Origin of the sequence: Campylobacter sp. IFREMER_LSEM_CL2127 (assembly GCF_025771745.1) — a bacterium.
Lineage (GTDB): Bacteria > Campylobacterota > Campylobacteria > Campylobacterales > Campylobacteraceae > Campylobacter_D.
The window spans coordinates 90,047-108,149 of sequence record NZ_JAKMQV010000001.1; the positions used below are offsets into that span (position 1 = coordinate 90,047).

At 29.3% G+C, this 18,103-nt stretch carries 13 protein-coding genes and 1 pseudogene; 6 read left to right on the forward strand and 8 right to left on the reverse strand.

Annotation, left to right across the window (positions count from 1 at the left end; genetic code table 11):
- Window positions 1-65: 65 nt before the first annotated feature.
- From L8V77_RS00515 to L8V77_RS00540, 6 genes are all read right to left on the reverse strand, one after another.
- Complete coding sequence (locus L8V77_RS00515) at window positions 66-731, reverse strand: M48 family metallopeptidase (RefSeq protein ID WP_263706190.1); 666 nt, start codon at window positions 729-731, stop codon at window positions 66-68.
- Window positions 707-2,023 (reverse strand): MATE family efflux transporter, encoded by a 1,317-nt coding sequence (locus tag L8V77_RS00520; RefSeq protein WP_263706191.1) that lies wholly within the window; start codon window positions 2,021-2,023, stop codon window positions 707-709. The genes L8V77_RS00515 and L8V77_RS00520 overlap by 25 nt, the downstream gene beginning before the upstream one ends.
- A gap of 167 nt (window positions 2,024-2,190) precedes the next feature.
- Window positions 2,191-2,931, reverse strand: coding sequence for a phosphate ABC transporter ATP-binding protein PstB (pstB, locus tag L8V77_RS00525; protein ID WP_263706192.1), 741 nt, complete (start codon window positions 2,929-2,931; stop codon window positions 2,191-2,193).
- 1 nt (window position 2,932) lies between these two features.
- Window positions 2,933-4,015, reverse strand: coding sequence for a phosphate ABC transporter permease PstA (gene pstA / locus L8V77_RS00530; protein ID WP_263706193.1), 1,083 nt, complete (start codon window positions 4,013-4,015; stop codon window positions 2,933-2,935).
- Window positions 4,012-4,926 carry a phosphate ABC transporter permease subunit PstC gene (gene pstC / locus L8V77_RS00535; RefSeq protein ID WP_263706195.1) on the reverse strand — a complete coding sequence of 305 codons (915 nt, stop codon included), beginning with the start codon at window positions 4,924-4,926 and terminating at the stop codon, window positions 4,012-4,014. The genes pstA and pstC overlap by 4 nt, the downstream gene beginning before the upstream one ends.
- A gap of 14 nt (window positions 4,927-4,940) precedes the next feature.
- Window positions 4,941-5,924, reverse strand: a complete 984-nt coding sequence (locus L8V77_RS00540; protein ID WP_263706197.1) for a substrate-binding domain-containing protein — start codon at window positions 5,922-5,924, stop codon at window positions 4,941-4,943.
- 84 nt (window positions 5,925-6,008) lie between these two features.
- Here L8V77_RS00540 and L8V77_RS00545 point away from each other — a divergent pair, with 84 nt between their 5' ends.
- Both L8V77_RS00545 and L8V77_RS00550 read left to right on the forward strand, forming a co-directional pair.
- The gene (locus L8V77_RS00545) at window positions 6,009-6,668 is read left to right on the forward strand and encodes a response regulator transcription factor (protein WP_263706198.1); all 660 of its coding nucleotides are present in this window, start codon (window positions 6,009-6,011) and stop codon (window positions 6,666-6,668) included.
- Window positions 6,669-6,724: 56 nt separating this feature from the next.
- Window positions 6,725-7,960: a sensor histidine kinase gene (locus tag L8V77_RS00550; RefSeq protein ID WP_263706199.1), complete on the forward strand. Its 1,236-nt coding sequence runs from the start codon at window positions 6,725-6,727 to the stop codon at window positions 7,958-7,960.
- Here L8V77_RS00550 and L8V77_RS00555 read toward each other — a convergent pair.
- Window positions 7,949-10,380 (reverse strand): annotated as a pseudogene (locus tag L8V77_RS00555) (hypothetical protein). The gene L8V77_RS00550 and the pseudogene L8V77_RS00555 overlap by 12 nt on opposite strands.
- A gap of 48 nt (window positions 10,381-10,428) precedes the next feature.
- Window positions 10,429-12,477, reverse strand: a complete 2,049-nt coding sequence (locus L8V77_RS00560) for a KAP family NTPase (RefSeq protein ID WP_263706200.1) — start codon at window positions 12,475-12,477, stop codon at window positions 10,429-10,431.
- Window positions 12,478-12,583: 106 nt separating this feature from the next.
- Here L8V77_RS00560 and ftnA point away from each other — a divergent pair, with 106 nt between their 5' ends.
- From ftnA to L8V77_RS00580, 4 genes are all read left to right on the forward strand, one after another.
- Window positions 12,584-13,078 carry a non-heme ferritin gene (gene ftnA / locus L8V77_RS00565; RefSeq protein ID WP_263706201.1) on the forward strand — a complete coding sequence of 165 codons (495 nt, stop codon included), beginning with the start codon at window positions 12,584-12,586 and terminating at the stop codon, window positions 13,076-13,078.
- A 106-nt stretch (window positions 13,079-13,184) separates the two neighbouring features.
- Window positions 13,185-13,820: a helix-turn-helix transcriptional regulator gene (locus L8V77_RS00570; protein ID WP_120759114.1), complete on the forward strand. Its 636-nt coding sequence runs from the start codon at window positions 13,185-13,187 to the stop codon at window positions 13,818-13,820.
- Window positions 13,821-14,001: 181 nt separating this feature from the next.
- Window positions 14,002-15,939, forward strand: a complete 1,938-nt coding sequence (locus tag L8V77_RS00575; RefSeq protein WP_263706203.1) for a cytochrome c family protein — start codon at window positions 14,002-14,004, stop codon at window positions 15,937-15,939.
- 95 nt (window positions 15,940-16,034) lie between these two features.
- Window positions 16,035-18,053, forward strand: a complete 2,019-nt coding sequence (locus L8V77_RS00580) for a rhodanese-like domain-containing protein (protein ID WP_412175125.1) — start codon at window positions 16,035-16,037, stop codon at window positions 18,051-18,053.
- The last annotated feature ends 50 nt before the right edge of the window (window positions 18,054-18,103 follow it).

Genomic DNA, 18,103 nt, shown 5'->3' on the forward strand with positions numbered 1-18,103 from the left:
CTTTAAAAGATATTTAAAAACAATTTATTTTAATAAATGATTTTTTAAATTAAAATAAATTTTTGTTAAAAAATAAGACTTTTTAGAAAAACCTCTCTTGTCTTGTAATCAGGCATAAATTTATATAAAAAATCATAAAATTCTTTTTGATGATGTGGGTAGATTAAATGTGTAAGTTCATGTAAAATCACATATTCTATAACTTTTATAGGTTTTTGCATGAGTTTTAAATTTAAGTTTATATATGCTTTTTGATGATTGCAAGAACCCCATCTTGAAATCATTTCTTTAATACAAATTCTTTGTACCTTTCTCTTGTGGATAAATTGCCATTTTTTTATAAGATATTCAAAAATCACCCTAGCACTACGCCTTAAAAAAAGATCTAAGGCTTTTTGATTTTTTGCAAAGATTTTATCTTTTTTTATGAGAACTTTTTTATGATTTTCGTTAAAAACTAACTTGTATTTTTTACCTAAAAAATACAACTCATCACTTGCTAAAACTACTCTTTTTAAAGAAAGTTCTTTTTCTTTAGCTCTAATCCAGCTTTCATTTTTTTCTAAAAATCTTAAAACATCTCTTTGTTCATAATATAGCGGTATGCTAAGTTTGAAATTTAAATCCCTGTCTATCCTAAGTCTTAGATATTTAAGTTTTTTCTTTTCAAAAGCAAAACGAAATTCTTTAAATTCTAAAATTCCTTTTATACTAGTGCTTTGCCTTGCCATTTTTTACTTTTCCATCTATATGAATTTACTATACCGCGCAAAAACTCATCTGCACAAAAACCTATCCAAACTCCTAAAATTCCAAGTCCAGCATAAAAACAAAGCACATAGCCAACCGGTAAAGAAACTCCAAGCATAAATACAACTCCACTTAAAAACGGAAACCTCGCATCACCACTTGCTCTTAGTGAATTCACCATGACTATATTAAAAGTTCTTGAGATTTCTAAGAAAATTGAAAGAGTAAAAAGTGGTATCATAAGTTCTTTTAAACTTTCTTCAAGCTTTACCACACCCATGGTAAAATCTTGCAAAACATAATTAAGTAAAGCTACAAAAGCACTTGCTACCACGCTAAAATATAAAGCTATCCATGTATGTTTATAGGCCACATTTAAGTATTTTGCGCCGACTAATTTACCTATGATAATTTCATTGGCTACGCTTATAGCTTGCCCTACTAGCATGATAAGTAAAGAAATTTGAAAATAAATCGTTTGAACACTTAAATTTTCTTTGCCCAAGCTTGCTACAAAAGCAAAAGCTATGGTGTATTGTATAAACCATATCAAATGCTCTCCTGCTGCAAAACCACCGATATTAAAAATCTTTTTAAGTACCACTTTTTCAAGGTTTATCATCTCTTTAATTTTAAGATGAATTTTGAGCTTAAAACTAAGTATTGCTATAAGCATGCTAAAGGCTACCAAACGCCCAAGTATATTACTAAGTCCTACTCCAAAAAGCTCTAGCTTAGTAAAATGTAATACATAAAAATTTCCTATAAATATCACAACATTCATCAATAAGGTAGTAAACATAACCCAATAAGCCATATTATACACCCTAATAATAGCAGCCAAAACTATACCCATAGCATCAAAAAACAAACAAATTCCAAGCATATGCAAGTAAATTTCACTGTCTTTTAAAAGTTCATTTGGAATTTGTAAAAGATAGAGTAAAAACTCTCCATGCCATAAAATCAAACCTCCACACACAAAACCAAGCAAAGCATTTAAAAATAAACTTTGATGAATTGCCTTTCTTGCTAGAGTATAATCTTTAGCCCCTAAAGCTTGGGCTATCACTACACTACAACCCACACTTAAAAAGCTAAAAATGATGATAAATAAATCTGCTACTTGATTACCCGCACCCATAGCTCCAACTAAAAAGTTAGAATACTGCGAAACCATAACGGTGTTGATAATCAAAGAAAAATACCTTAAAAACATTTCAAGTAATATAGGCATACTAAGATGTTTAAGCGAAAGTTGTTTGTTTGCCATAAATGCTCTTTTTGTTAATATTTTTTTTGAAAGTAAAAAGTAATTTTACTTAAAAATTACTTTTTTAAAGATGAATATATTTTTAATTTTGCTGATTTCAAGAATAAACAAATGTATTTTAGAAATTTTGATTAATTATATCATCAAAATTTCTAAATAAATAAAAATTATCCAAAAGCTCCATTTAAATAAGATTTTGTTTTTTCTTCTTTAGGATTTTCAAAAAATTCCTTACTCTCTCCAAATTCTACAAGTTCTCCTAAATGAAAAAACGCAGTATAATCAGCCACGCGCTTACCTTGTTGCATGTTATGTGTTACCATAATCATGGAAAGATTATGACTTAATTCTTTAATAAGCTCTTCTATAATGCTTGAAGATATAGGATCAAGTGCAGAAGTTGGTTCATCTAAAAGTAATAATTTTGGCTTTATAGCCAAAGCTCTTGCTATACAAAGGCGTTGTTGCTGACCACCTGAAAGTGCTAGAGCATTTTGTTTTAGTTTATCCTTTACCTCCTCAAAAAGCCCTACTTTTTTAAGACAATCTTCCACCAAAGCATCTTCTTCATCTTTGTTTTTAATCATCCCATGAAGTTTTGGAGCATAAGAAATATTATCATAAATGCTTTTTACAAAAACATTAGGTTGTTGAAATACCATTCCGACTTTTTTTCTAAGCACAACTAAATCTTGATTTTTAACATCTTTTCCATCAATCTCAACAAGACCATAGATTTTTGCTATTTTGTCATTCATCCTATTAAAACAACGCAAAAATGTGGATTTTCCACAGCCTGAAGCACCTATTAAAGCTGTGATTTTATTTTTTTGAATTTCCATATTTATATCAAACAAAGCTTGTTTTTTACCATAAAATAAATTTAAATTTGTTGTTTTTGCTATCATTTTATTTTCCTTGAAAATATCTTCTTAAAAGTATTGCTGCTAAATTTAAAATCACCAAAAGAGATAAAAGCACTATAATCCCTGCTGCTGTTCTTTCTAAAAATGCACGCTCTGGCATAGCTGACCATGAAAAAATTTGAGCAGGCAAAACACTTGTTGGTGCAAAAACACTATTTACCACATCAGGTATAAAAGCTATCATACCTATAATCATCAAAGGTGCAGTTTCGCCAATAGCCCCTGCTAGAGTTAAAATAGAACCTGTTAATATCATAGGCATTGCTAAAGGTAGCATAATGCCTTTTATCATTTGAATTTTAGTCATTCCTAAAGCATATGCTGCATTTTTCATATTAATATCCACGCTTTTTAAAGCAGCTTTGGTTGAAACAATAATAATAGGTAAGCTCATAATAGCCAAAGTCAATCCCCCAACCAAAGCACTAGAACGAGGCATGCCAAAAAGATTAATAAACACTCCAAGACCTAAAAGTCCAAATAAAATACTAGGAATGCTAGCTAAATTATTTATACATACTTCTATAAAATGCGTAAATACATTTTGCGGAGCAAATTCTTCTAAATAAATAGCTGCTCCAACTCCTATTGGGATACTCACAGCCATACATACTAACATTACAAGCAAAGTTCCAACCACAGAAGCAAAAATTCCTGAATTTTCAGGTGATTTAGAGTCTCCATTAAGGAAAAAATTTGTATTAAAACTTAGTTTAATTTCTTGCTTTTGAACTAATTCATCAACTAATTTTTTTTGTTCATCGCTTAGTTTATTGTAATTTTTTTTCATATATTGATCAACTTCAGAATTTGCTAAAAGCCAAGATTTTTCTTTGATTTGACCAGTTCTTATTTTCCTTTGTTCAGCGCGCGATAAAAGCTCATATGAAGGGCTATTTCTATCAGCATGGGCATAAATGTAAGTTTGCTTAAAAGCTCCTATCCCAAGATACCCTACACTTGATAAAAAAATACAAAGAAAAATAAGGTTTATATAAAGCCCTATTTTACAGAATCTTTTGAAATTTTTTGAAGCTTTTTTTCTTTGTTTAAAAAGTCTTTTCATAAATTTTTCCTTTTATGGAAGCGATTGATCAAATAAACGCTAAAAATATTAATGATTAATGTGATAATAAAAAGCACAAGCCCTAAAGAAAATGCACTTAAAGCTAAAGAACTATCAAAAGCTTGATCACCACTTAATGCTTCTACTATTTTTACAGTCACTGTTGTCATATCTTCTAAAAAATTCATTGTTAAATTTGGACGCAATGAAGCAGCCATAACAACAATCATCGTTTCACCTAAAGCTCTTGAAAGTCCTAAAAGACAAGCTGCAACTATACCTGGCATTGCTTCTGGTAAAATTACTGCAAATACGACTTCTTTTTTAGTCATACCTAAAGCATAAGCTCCATTTATCCTTTTTGAACTTACAGCTTCAATGCAATCTTGTGAGAGTGAAGCTACTATAGGAACTATCATAATACCCATGATAAAACCTGCACCTAGGGCGCTTTGAAAACTAGCTTTGATACCAAAAAGAGAAAAAAACCACACTATAAAAGGAGCTACAACTATGGCTGCGAAAAATCCAAAAACTACAGTAGGAATTCCTGCTATGATTTCTAAAATAGGTTTTAAATAGTTTTTAGATTTTTTACCTGCAAATACTCCAAGATAAATAGCACACATTACACCTAAAGGTAAGGCTGTTAGCATTGCTATTAATGAAATATAAAAAGTTCCCCAAAATAAACTCAAAGCACCAAAAACCCCATGCTTACTACTTCCATCAGCACCTACAAATGCAGCATCTGCTGCCCACTGACTTGAGAATAAAAAAGTTAATACACTTTCTTTTTGAAAAAATTTTAAAGCCTCGATTAAAATCGTTAGCATAATAGCAAAGCTTACTACTACGCTAACAAAAGCACAAAGAAAAAGTGTTAATTTTATTATTTTTTCTTTTATCAATTTTTCATCCTAAATCAAAAAACTTTCCCTGCTTTAACAAGCTCATCAGTTAATAAACCTTTTTCTTCTATATGTTTTTGGGTTTGTTTTAAAGTTTTTTCATCCAAAGGAACTAATCCTATTTTTTCTAATTCTGCCCCGCTTTTAGCTAAATCATCACTCATGTAAATTTTTGCAAATTCAAATACTTCTGGATTTTTCTTAGCATTCATATATATAAATAAAGAACGAGCTAGTTTATATTTTCCTTCGGAAATATTCTTCTCATCAGCTTTTACACCATCAATGTAAGCAGCATTAATTTTATCATCATTGCTAGCTAAAAATCCGTATCCAAAAAGCCCAAAAGCTTCTTTATCAACAGAAAGTTTTGAAACAATTAAATTATCATTTTCACCGCTTGGTATAAATGCTCCATCTTGGCGTATAGTTTTATATGCACCTTTGTATTCAGGAATTTTTTTAGAAATATCTACCATTACAAGCTCTTCTATACTATCTCTTGTCCCTGAACTTGATGGAGGACCATAGATTGTAATTTTTCTATTTGGTAAATTTTTATTGATTTGTTGCCAATTTGTATAAGGATTTGGGATTAATTTTCCATCTTGTGGAATTTCTTTGGCCAAAGCTAAAAATAACTCATGTAAGCTTATATTTAACGGTTCATTGATTTTATTTTGAGCTAAAACTATGCCATCATAACCTATCATAATACCGACTATATCACTCACACCTGATTTTTTACAAGTTTCAAATTCACTTGGCTTAATTGCTCTTGAAGCATTAGAAATATCAGTAATTCCCTCGCAAAACACTTTAAAACCACCGCCTGTGCCAAGACTTTCAACTATAGGTGTTTTTGTATTTTTTATAACAGCATATTCTTCAGCAACAAAAGAAGTAAAAGGATAGACAGTAGATGAACCTGCTATTTTTAATTCTGCTGCGTTTAGACTAACAAAAGTAGCTACACTTAAAGCCAAAAGTTTTTTCATTTTTTCTCCTTAGTTAAAAAGTAATGAAAATTTAAAAAAACTTGGAAACATTTTGGATACATGTATTTTTTGATATAATTTTATATGCTAAATGTTATTTTGATAGAAGATGATAAAGATTTAAATGAGTTAATTAGTTTAAAACTTAGTCAAGAAAATATAAAAATTTATAGTTATTTTGATTTTTTTGACTTAGAAACCTTTCTAGATACAAACGAAATAGACTTAATCATCATGGATAGAAATTTACCAAGTGGCGATAGTGTAGAGATGATAAAACAATTAAGAAAAAAAGGTTATATGGAGCCTGTGATTTTTCTTAGTGCAAAGACTTTACAAAAAGATATTTTAGAAGGTTTTGAGCAAGGCTGTGATGATTATATATGCAAACCTTTTGATTTTAATGAACTTTTATTTAGAATCAAAGCTGTAACTAAAAGAAATAAAACTCCAAAAGAACAAATTTCTTATCAAGATTTTACTTTATATATAGAAGAAAGAAAATTAATTTATCAAACAAATACATTTGAAAATTTATCAACCCTAGATGTAGAACTACTCAAGTGTTTTTTTAATCACAAAAATCAACTTCTAAGCCGTCAATTTTTAAGTGAGCAAGTATGGAAAAATGACACAACAAGCGATAAGACAATCAATACAGCTATTTTAAGATTAAAACAAAAAATTCCACAAATTAAGGAAAATATCATTTCAGTGCGCTCGGTGGGTTATAAATTGTGCTAAAAATAAAAACATTTTTCCTTTTTACACTTGGATTTTTTTGTATTGCTTTTTTTATATTGTTTTATTTTTTCAATGAAAGCTATATCAATACTACGGTAAAAAATACTTATGAGCAAAAACTAAAAACACTCAATGATGTTTTACAATTTCAGTTATTAGATACACTAAATTCCAATAATATCAAGCAATTTTCTCAAAATACTAGAGCAGATTTTATCATTAAACAAAATGATGATATTTTTTCATCATTAAAAGATTATTCTTATTTTCTAAAACATTTTAAGTCTAATTTTACCCATGATTTTTATAAGCAAAAAGAAATTTATTTTAAAGCTTATGCTTATAAAAACTATCAATACATCATCATTGTATATCCTAAAATACATTCTTTAGTGCAAAATTTTTGGATTAAAAATATTATTATTTTTTCTTTCTTTTTACTTGTACTTGTTGTGTTTTATTTTGTTGTGTTTTATTTTTTCAAAAATTATTTTCAAGAATTATTATTGTTTGTTAAAAGTATAAAATCAAATACTAATTTCATTTTAAAATATAATTTCGTTTATGAATTAAAAAATTTAAATTTACGCTTATTGAAAATTAAAAAATTACTCATCAAGCAAGAATTAAAAAACAAAAAACAAGCTAAGAAAATTCAAACCAAAAACACCCAATTAAGCAATGTAATCAGCGCTATATCACATGAGCTTAAAAACCCTATAAGCGTTATAGATTTGAGCTTGCAATCTTTAAAAGAAACTAATGATGGAAATATGAAATTATTTTTACTTGAAAAAATTCACAAACAAAGCGTAAAAATCAACCAACTAACACATAAACTCAATTTTGTTTTTAATCTTAATTTTGATTCTTTAAATTTAGAAAAATTCGACCTATATGCTTTAAGTAAAAATTTATTAGAAAGTTTTAGAGATGATAGGTTGAAAATTCAAGGCCAAACAAGCTTTATCATAGCGGATAAATTTCTCATAGAACAAGTTATCATTAATCTAATAGACAATGCCTTAAAATACAGCAAAAAAGAGGTGTTAATCATCATAAAAAATCAAAATTTTACTATCATAGACCAAGGTGTAGGCATAGAAGAAAAACACCTTAAATTTATAACAAAAAAATTCTACAAAGCAAACTCAACACAAAATAACTCTTTTGGACTAGGATTGTTTTTAGTTAAAAAAATACTCACATTACACAAAAGCTCTTTAAAAATTCAATCTAGTCCACAAAAAGGTAGCATATTTTCTTTTAGTATTAGCCAATCACTCTCTTAAAAAACCATATTCATAAATTTTTGGTTCGATTTTTTTAGCTAAAACATCCAAAGCTAAATTCAAATCACTAAGTAAAATTTTATAATGCTCATCTTTTGCTTTGCTAGGCATGTTCATTTTTCCCTTTTCATCTCTACCTTGAAAAAATTCTTTTATATCATACAAAGAAGCATTTACTAAATACCCTGCCTTTTCTTTATGTGTGTGATAATACTTAAAAAGCTCTTTACCTGCTTTTAAAAGTTCTTTTGCTTCATTAGAAAATTCCACCTTGCCTAGTGTATCATCAAATAAAACATCTTCATTTTTTATCTTGCCATTTATAAATTTATACATAAAATCACTCTTAAATGCTTCTTGGGTAATGCCTAATTCTTTCTCGCTAAAAGGTATGAAGTGATTTACACCTTCTTTTGCACTTATGCGATTTTGCCCATGAAAAAGCATAAAAGCTAAGCAATCACTTTGAAATTCTTTATCGTTTTGATATGCTTTGTTTGGGTATAAAAACTGATCTCTATCGTTTATCCAAGTAGCAGGTATAACATGACGCACAGATAAATAAATGGAAGTTTGTATCAAATTTTGATAACTAATTATATTTGTATGGTTGTAATTGTTTAGTGTTGTAATTCTAATATAGTTAGTGTTTTGAAAATCATTGCCTCTTGTATTCATGATAGCTATTTCATTATTTTTAACATAAAAATTTTTATACCACTCATTTAACTTTTTACTTTTCTCGTAAGAATAAAAAATTTTCTTACCTAAAAAATTTCCATTTTCATTAAACACATCAAGCCTTACCTTTTTAAGCTCATCTTTTTGACTCATATCCCATATTAAAAATCCTATAGGAAATTTTCCTTTTACATTATCAAAAGTATAAGAAGGTGCTATGAAGCCTTTTAAAAATTTAGCCTTAAAAGTTTCTCTAAATTTAGAAAAATTAGAACTATTTACATATTTTAAAGTAGAAAAAGTAGCTAGTACAGCTCCATCGATCTCACAATATATTCTTATATAAAATTGTGCAAAAAGTTCGTTGTTAGCTTTACCTAAGATTTCTTTGTATTTTTCACAAATTCTATTTTCTCTTGCCACTTTTGCTTTATTTTTTCCAGTTTTTGTAATTTGAGTTGAAGTGGCCGCTTCTGCATAAGGTGGATTTATAAAAATGATGAGTTTTTGCGTTTGTTTTCATCTTTTAAAATTTCTTGTAAATTTGAAGGTAGTTTTGATTTATAAATGACATTGCCTTTATCATCTACTTTATCAAAAAATTCATCATTTAAAAAGTCAAATTGAAAAACATGATTTTCAAATAAATTTGCACCATTTTTTATACGCTCATGTATCACATCAACATCTGCTTTATCTATGGTAGAGCAAAAAACATTTTTTGCATTTGTGAAATTTGCTAGTAAATTTCCTGTCCCACCAGCACAGTCCCATATATAGTATTTCTCTTCATAGTCTTTGCCTAAAGCCTTTGATAAATACTCACAAGCCTTATCTACCCAAATTCTTGGAGTAAAAAACGCCCCCTTTCTTTCTCTAATGTCTTGATCTACAAGCAAATCCCTACGCTCTATCATATAATCCCAAAATTCCTCCAAAGGCGGACGCTCATAAATAGCCCAAAAATCTTTATGTGCTTTTTGATTGTCTTTAAAGCCCGTTTTTTCTGTAGCGATAGAGCCTAGATCTGTCTTTTTGGCATTAAATTCATAATGATCTTTATTTAAAATAGCAAAAAGCTTTTCTACTATGGTTTGATTTTCGTTTGAGAGTAAATCAGCTAGGTAAAAGTCCGCATCGATAATGCCGTTTTTCTTGGCTAAGTCCCAATCTATACTTATGCTTTCTTTTACACTTTTGCTCCATTTGTGATATATGCTTACAAAGTTGTTTTTGTCGATTTTAAATTTGCTTATGTTTTCGTTTGTTAAATTTTCTTTTATGAAATTTTTTAATTCTTCATCATTTTTCTCATAGTAAAAAATCAAAGCTTCGTTTAAAATTTCATCTAATTCTTTTAAAAGTTTTAAAAACTGCTCGCTTGTGTGATCACTTGGCATTACACTCCAATCTATGTCGTTTTTATAAAAAACTTCTTGAATTTTAGAAAAAGATAAAAATGCGATTTTTTCAGCATCAAATGCACCTATTAAAGCAGGTGTTTGCTCGGCGTGAAATTTATGCTTTCCTATGGTTAAAATAAGCTGAATGAATGATTTTTTAATATCACTTATGCCTTGCTTAGCTTCAGCCCAAAATAAATTAATCTCGCCTAAGTCTTTGTGCTTTTGCGTGATGATAAAATCTATCTTAGAACCAACTATAGAAAATTTTGAAAAATACACTTCACGCACTTTGTTTTTTAAAGTTTCTTCATCTACTTTTAACCATTCTTGCATTTTTAACCTTTGATAATAAATAAATTTGCAATTTTAAACAAAAGAATATTATTTTTCAACATATCCTCTTGGATTAATATACCGCAAAACTTTTTTTTGCAAGTCATTTTTATAAAATTCTATAAGCTCTTTTTGTTCATCAGTAGAATTTTTAAAAGCTTCTTCGATCATAGTTTTTAGCTCACTATAATTAGTAAAATAATCTGATAAGTTTTGACTTATATATTTTTGACCACCATCTTCCTTTCTCGCAAATTTTTCCAAAATCAAGAAAAATATTTTTGAATTTTGTACAAAAATTTTAAAAGTATTTTCAAAATATTTGTTATATTTTTTCTCACAAACACGGACATGTGTTGATATTTTTTCTTTTACTTTTTCACTATCTTCTTGAAGTAATTTGTCTAATAATATTTTTAATTCTTTCTCACATAAATACTCTTTTTCTTTCATAAAATAATTGTAACTATATATAAATAACATTCTTGCATCTAGTGAGTAGGTATCATCAAGCAATTTATCGCTAACTATATTTTCCTTTTCTTTAAGAATAAAAAATATCTCCAAATAAGCTCTGCATTTATTAAAGTAATAAAAATCTTTTTCTTCATAAAATTCATCAAAAATACTCCAAAGATAATAAATAAATTCACTGCTTTTAAAGTCTTTGGCATAAATGCTCATTTTAAAAGTTAATTGTTTAAATCTTTCAAGTTCTTTTAAATCATACTCATTAAAAATATCATCATACTCTTGGTGTGAATTTGCCTTTAAAATTTTATCTATTGTTTCTTTTCTAATAACATTTTCTGCAAAATTTAACACAAAATAATCTTGAAAATGTTTCCGCGAAGCTATCCTATTTTTGTATGTATATTCTACTTCATTTTTTGAAGTATAAAATCTATTGTATAACTGCTCTATTCTAGGAAATACAAAAATTAATAAATTTTTAACAATTTCTTTATTTAGTTTATTTAAACTTTCCATTTGTTCATCAATCATTTTAACATATATATATTTTTGTTCTTCTCTGTCGATCTCATAACTAGCTAAAGCAGTTCCAGCAAAAATCTCAAAGTGATTATAAATAAACCCATAAAATTTTGGTTCAAAAACTTTAAACAAAGTAATCACGGCAAAATCATACAAATATAACTCTTGTTTTATAGCGCTCATTTCAAATTTTAAAACATTTAAGTATCTATTGATATCTCTTATATTTTCAAAAGCACCTACAAAATTATTTGTATTTAAATTCTCTATAAATTCATTCTTATCGAATTTTTCATAAGTAAAGTTAAATTGTTCGATTTTTTGCATAAAAATCGCTGTTAAATTAGCTTTATTTAATTTAGGTAGCACTATAGGAACTTGCACTATTTTTTCTATATATCTTTCGCCTTTATCTTTTTGGATTTTGTCTAAGGCTTTAGTGACTATTTCATTATCATAAGCAAGAATATACATGGTGTTTTTAAAATCTGCTATAGATCTAACAAGTTGAAAAATTTCTTGTATATCTGTATCGGCTAATCTATCAAGATCATCTATAACTATAATAATTTTTTTATCTATTTTTTTAATTGCATTATTGATTTCTTCTTTGGTGGTATCTAAATTTTTTTCTGCCATCTCAGCTATTTCCTGAAGAGCATTGCTAATATTATCACTTATTTCAGAAGCAATGCTAGCAAAAGCATCTAATCCAGGTATAAATTTAAATGGTTTAAATGTATAAGATAAAACTTTTAAACCATTGCTCAATTTTTTATACCGCTTAGAAGTATTTTTTCTTCCAATTTCAATAGAAAGTTTTGTAAAAAAATCACTAATGAGCTGTTTTCTAGTGGAAATATTCCAAGGGTTAAAATTTATTATAATGAATTTTTTATCATCATTAAAATCTTCTAAAACCATATTTATAAATGAAGTTTTCCCGCTACCCCAATCCCCTATAATACCTATAGAAACACTGTCTTTATCTTTATAATATTTTATAGTTCTTGCTAACGCCATGGCGATTTTTTTTCTACCAAACAAGTCTTCATTTTTGCTTGTGATAGCTTTATCAACTTTAAAAGTTTTATTTTTCATTTTTACTCTTTATTTTTTAGCGTAATTATACATAAAATATAAATTTAGTATAAATTAAACTTTAAAATATATCATTATAAAATCATTATTAAAAAAGGAGAAAAAAATGCTATCTAAAGAAGTAGTAGCTTTATTAAATGAGCAAATTAATAAAGAAATGTATGCAGCAAATTTGTATTTGAGTATGAGTTCATGGTGCTATGAGCATAGTTTTGATGGTGCTGGGGCATTTTTGTTTGAGCATGCAAGAGAAGAAAGTGATCATGCTAGAAAACTCATCACTTATTTGAATGAAACTGATTCTAAAGTAGAATTAAAAGAAGTTAAAAAACCTGATAATGATTTTAAATCATTGCTTGATGTGTTTGAAAAAACTTTTGAGCATGAGCAAAGCATTACCGCTTCTATTAATAATCTTGTAGATTTTATGCTTTCAAGTAAAGATTATTCAACTTTTAATTTCTTGCAATGGTATGTAAGCGAACAACACGAAGAAGAAGCACTTTTTAGAGGTATAGTAGATAAAATCAAACTCATAAGCGACAATGGCAATGGCTTATATATGGTAGATCAATACATCAAAAGCTTAATCAATAAATAATTTTTTAGCTTCCATGAATTTGGAAGCTAAATATCTTTTAATTTAAAATAATTCTTGCAAAATAAAAGTAAATTTGCTAAAATACTTTTTATTTAAAAGGATTTTTATGCAAATGAATGAAATTACTGATAAACTTAAATTTATACTCCAAAAAGAAGGCATAAAAAATGCCAAAGATTCTGATGTAGCCAAAATGCTAAATATCAATCCTGATACCTTTTATAGTATGAAATTTAGAAATTCCATACCTTATAAACAAATACTTCATTTTTTAAATGAAAGAAATATCAATATCAATGCATTTTTTTATGAAGACTCTCTTGAGAGCAATACTCCATCACTTGATCTAAACTATAATGTTTTAAAATATTATGATGTTAATGCTTCTATGGGAGGTGGGGCTTTAAATGATAATGTAAGTTTTTCTGAAGTGATTATAGATGAAAAACTCAGTGATTTTTTTGGCTCAAAAGATTGTGATATCATCCCATGTATAGGCGATAGCATGGAACCTGAAATCAAAGATGATTCTTTGTGTTTAGTAGATAAAAGCAAAAGCTTTAAAGAAGGTGGGGTTTTTGCAGTAAATACTAGAGATGGTTTATTCATCAAACAAATTTTTAAAAGCAATAAAGGCGGAGTTTATCTACACTCTTTTAATCTAAGTTATGCAGATGTACATTATCAAAATGGCGATTTTTTAATCGTGGGTAAGGTAGTGGGGACTATAAGTAGAATTTAGTATGTAGCAAATATCTTCTTTTTCTATATGATAATTTTTATTATTTAAATTAATAAAAAATAAATATAAATATATTTTAAGTTAATTTTTATTAAAAAATAGTCACAATTATACTTTAATAGTTAATAGATAATAAATAAGAGTATTTTTATCTTTTAACAAAACACGCGAAAGGGAAGTTATGAAACACAAATTAGCTAAGGTTGCTACCTATGCCTGTTTAGCCTTAGGTATAAGTTTAAGTTCGCAAGCTTTTGCTTCTTCAGAGCCTAGAACTCTTGATGGTTATGTAGCTCAAGAGGATGCATTTTTTGACTATCTTTACAAACATCACCCTATTTTTAAATATGAAAAAGAAGGGCGTTTGGTAGGTAAATTTACTCATAGTGATAGAACAGAAAACTGGGTTTTAAATCAAAATGGGGCTAAATTTGCTACTGAGCATGATTTAAAACAAGCTTCTATTACTTATCACTTGCCTTATGAATCTTTTTTGGATTTTCCAAACAAATTTGTAGGCCCAAAAAAATGCGGTGAGTGTCACCCTGCTCAATATGCTTCTTGGGAGCGTTCTCGCCATGCAAAAACCGTGCGTTTTCCGCATGAAATGGAAGAAGTTGGTGGAGCTGAAGGTTTAAAAAAACCTATGTATAACTCTCAAGCTACTATTTTACCTGATGGAATTTATCCAAATGATGTTTATGCTCTCATTGGAACACCAAGAACAAAATATGGTTTTATAGATAGATGGCTTGTGCGTGGAACCTACCATGTTGAAGATGGAAATTTGAGTGATTTAAGTGGTAAATTAACCGCTGGAGGCAATCAATTTTCAAGACTTTGGAGTGAGTTTTTAACTCCTGAAATGGCACAAAAAATAGCTGCATTTGCACCTGGTTTTCCTACCAAAATGGAAGATTTTGGAGGAAATGGTTCTCAAGTATGGGGGACAAACTCTTATGCTGCAACTTATAAAGAAAAAGCAGTTTTCCAGCCTGCTACTGCATATTGTGAAACATGTCATACTTTTAAATTTGACTTTAAAAGCAAGGAAGAATTTTACAAAGCACTAGGTAATCCAAAAGAACTTCAAAAACATACCATCTCAAAAGGTATTACTTGCGAAGAATGCCACGGAGCTGGAGCACATCTTTATGGAGCAAGAGGTGCGGGGATGCCATCAAATTGCGAAAGATGTCATCAAAGATTTTCATATAATGAAACCGATGCTAAAATCAATCCTAGAAAACCTTTCAATGCGTATTTTAAATCAAGTTGTCCTGCATGTGGTACAGAAGGTGCTCAAATGTATTCTTCAGCACACTATGATAAGGGTATGAGATGTAATACTTGTCATGATCCACACGAAGTAACTTTTAATGATTGGAAAAGCGGTTATACTAAAACAAAACTTAAAAAAACTTGCAAAGATTGCCATGAAACCCAAGCTAGTTTTTTTAAAAAAGGTGGAATTCACGCAAAAGATAGCTGTACAGCTTGTCACATGCCAAATATGATGAGTTGTGAAAACTTTGGAGCAGTTCAAAACCCTGACAAAGGTGGTTTTGATAATGTTAGAGCTTCACATATTTGGAATATCAAAGTAGACAAAACCGCAAAAACACTTAACCCACCAGAAGGCAAAGAAAGATCACCTAAAGTTGGTGGTTGGACTATAGCTAGAGATGATGAAGGTAGATTTTTCCTTGATTTAATGTGGAGTTGTGGTAGAACTAGTTTTAGTGATATTAATCTAATGGGTCCTGGTGCAAGTGGTTGTCATAGCCCTGTGCAATCAACCTTGCCTGAAAAACTTCACTTTAGCAATCAAGAAATGATTTATGATAAAGTAATGCAGTGGCAAAACCCTGTTAAAGAAGGCTATGAGAAAATCAGAAAAGGCATAGCAAATATTGATAAAACTTTTGCTGAAAAAACCAAACTTTCAGTAGAGCAAAAATCAAAAGTGCTAAGCTTAACTAATCAAGCTCAAGCCATAGCTGATAGACTAGAAAAAGATGGTTCTTGGGGTGTTCATGGACCTGCTTATTCTAAGAAAATCATAGAAGAAGCTTTAATTTACATCCAAGAAGCACAAAATATCCTAAATGGTAAATAAAAACAAAGGAAGAATGAAAAATTCTTCCTTAAAATAAGGAGCTAGTCTTGAAAAATTTAATCACTCGACTTTTTATTGTCCTTTTTACTCTTTTTATGCCATCAGGATTTATTTTTGCTGAGGCTAATGGAGAAATAGGCTCAATAGAAGGTGTAAAAAGCATTAGCTTAGCGCAAGCTCAAGAAATGCTAGATCAAAACAATACTTATTTTTTTGATGTCAATTCAGAGCAAGATAGACAAGCTAATGGCTATATACCTAATTCCATATCAACCTATGTGGAAAATTGGCAAAATTTACTACCTAATGATAAAAATGCAAATTTAGTATTTTATGGTTTAAATCGTTTTAGATTTGAAGCTTCTCAAGCTGCTGCAGTTGCTATAGAACTTGGCTATAAGAACTCTATTGTAATGCTTGATGGCATTGAATCATGGATAACTTCAGGTAGAAAAGTTGAAAAAATAGACACAGTTAAATGGGAAAAAGCTAAAGAAATTATCGAGTTTAAAGATACTATTCACTCAAGATTTAAATTTAGCAATACCCCATCTTGTCGTGATTGTCATGCTCAAAAAGGCAAAGGCATTAGAGTTGATATTGCAGCAAGTAAAAACTTAATCAATCAAAAATGTGCAACTTGCCATGAAAAAGCAAGCAATGCTTTAGCAAAAAGCGCTCATGGAGTGCAAGAGTTTTTACCTGCTCAAGATATGCAAAAGAAAAAAGAAAAACCATCTTGTGCGACTTGTCACTCTATTCATATTACCCCAAAACATTCAGGAATTTATTCACAAAAACAATTAGTCGATCAAAAATGCGCACAATGCCATAAACAAAAAAGCGCGACTTTTCATATGACTTTCCATGGTAAAGGCATGTTTTTAAGCACTCCAGGTGAAACTCCAAGTGTTGCTACTTGTTCTGATTGTCATGGCAAACACAATATTTTAAAATCAAGTGAAAGAAGCTCAACTCTCTCGCCAATTAATCGTGTTCAAACTTGTAAATCATGCCATCCAAATGCAAATGAAAATTTCGTAAATTGGATGGCACATGCTGATCATAGCGATGGCGAAAAATATCCTGGGTTGCATGGTGCTTATATATTCATGACTATTTTGGTAATTTCTGTGTTTGTTTTCTTTGGAGCCCATACTATACTTTGGTGCTTGCGTTTAATTGCTATGCGTATAAAATATCCTAAAGAATGGAAAGAAGCAAGAAAAGCAGCACATGAAGATAAAGTAAGAGTAAGAAGATTTAGCACTTTCCATAGAATTCAGCATTTCTTTATGGCAGCTAGCTTTTTGGGTCTTGCATTCTCAGGCTTACCGCAAAAATTCTATGATTCAGCGTGGGCTAAGCCTATGATTGATTTAATGGGTGGAGATATCATTAACGCAGCAACCATACATCATATTTCAGCCATAGTAATGTTTGCAGTATTTTTCTCTCACATTGGAGAAATCATCATCGTAAATTGGAAACGCCGTGATATAGCAAGGGATCCAATCACTGGTAAAATAAGCTTTATGAAAGTTTTAAAAGCTACTTTTGGGCCTGATTCTTTAATGCCAAATTGGCAAGATTTTAAAGATATGAAAGATCATTTTAAATGGTTCTTTGGCTTTGGTCCAAGACCGCAATTTGATCGCTGGACTTATTGGGAAAAATTTGATTATTTAGCAGTATTTTGGGGTATGTTTATCATTGGTATTTCAGGGCTTATTTTATGGTTTCCTGCTTTCTTTGGTAAATTTTTACCAGGTGAAGCAATCAACTTAGCAACCCTACTTCACTCTGATGAAGCTTTACTTGCTACAGGATTTATTTTTGCAATTCACTTCTTTAATACACATTTTAGAGCAGATCGCTTCCCTATGGATATGGTGATTTTCTCAGGAAATGTTAGTGAAGAAGAGATTAAACAAGAAAGAAGCGTATGGTATAAACGCTTAAAAGAAAGTGGAAAATTAAGCACTTTATATGAAAATAAAAGTAACTTCAAAGCATATCAATGGCTAGCTAAACTTGCAGGATTTGCAATGCTAATCACTGGTTTGGTATTTTTATTTTTAATGCTTTATACTTTCTTTAACACTATCTTATAACCTTATTCGCTATAATAGCGAATAAGGACTTTTCCTAACTTTTTCAAGGA

Excerpts from the sequence above, each read along its gene's own strand:
- L8V77_RS00515 (WP_263706190.1), bottom strand. The coding sequence starts at position 731 with ATGGCAAGGCAAAGCACTAGTATAAAAGGAATTTTAGAATTTAAAGAA.
- L8V77_RS00520 (WP_263706191.1), bottom strand. The coding sequence starts at position 2,023 with ATGGCAAACAAACAACTTTCGCTTAAACATCTTAGTATGCCTATATTA.
- pstB (WP_263706192.1), bottom strand. The coding sequence starts at position 2,931 with ATGATAGCAAAAACAACAAATTTAAATTTATTTTATGGTAAAAAACAA.
- pstA (WP_263706193.1), bottom strand. The coding sequence starts at position 4,015 with ATGAAAAGACTTTTTAAACAAAGAAAAAAAGCTTCAAAAAATTTCAAA.
- L8V77_RS00540 (WP_263706197.1), bottom strand. The coding sequence starts at position 5,924 with ATGAAAAAACTTTTGGCTTTAAGTGTAGCTACTTTTGTTAGTCTAAAC.
- L8V77_RS00545 (WP_263706198.1), top strand. The coding sequence starts at position 6,009 with ATGCTAAATGTTATTTTGATAGAAGATGATAAAGATTTAAATGAGTTA.
- L8V77_RS00560 (WP_263706200.1), bottom strand. The coding sequence starts at position 12,477 with ATGAAAAATAAAACTTTTAAAGTTGATAAAGCTATCACAAGCAAAAAT.
- ftnA (WP_263706201.1), top strand. The coding sequence starts at position 12,584 with ATGCTATCTAAAGAAGTAGTAGCTTTATTAAATGAGCAAATTAATAAA.
- L8V77_RS00570 (WP_120759114.1), top strand. The coding sequence starts at position 13,185 with ATGCAAATGAATGAAATTACTGATAAACTTAAATTTATACTCCAAAAA.
- L8V77_RS00575 (WP_263706203.1), top strand. The coding sequence starts at position 14,002 with ATGAAACACAAATTAGCTAAGGTTGCTACCTATGCCTGTTTAGCCTTA.
- L8V77_RS00580 (WP_412175125.1), top strand. The coding sequence starts at position 16,035 with ATGCCATCAGGATTTATTTTTGCTGAGGCTAATGGAGAAATAGGCTCA.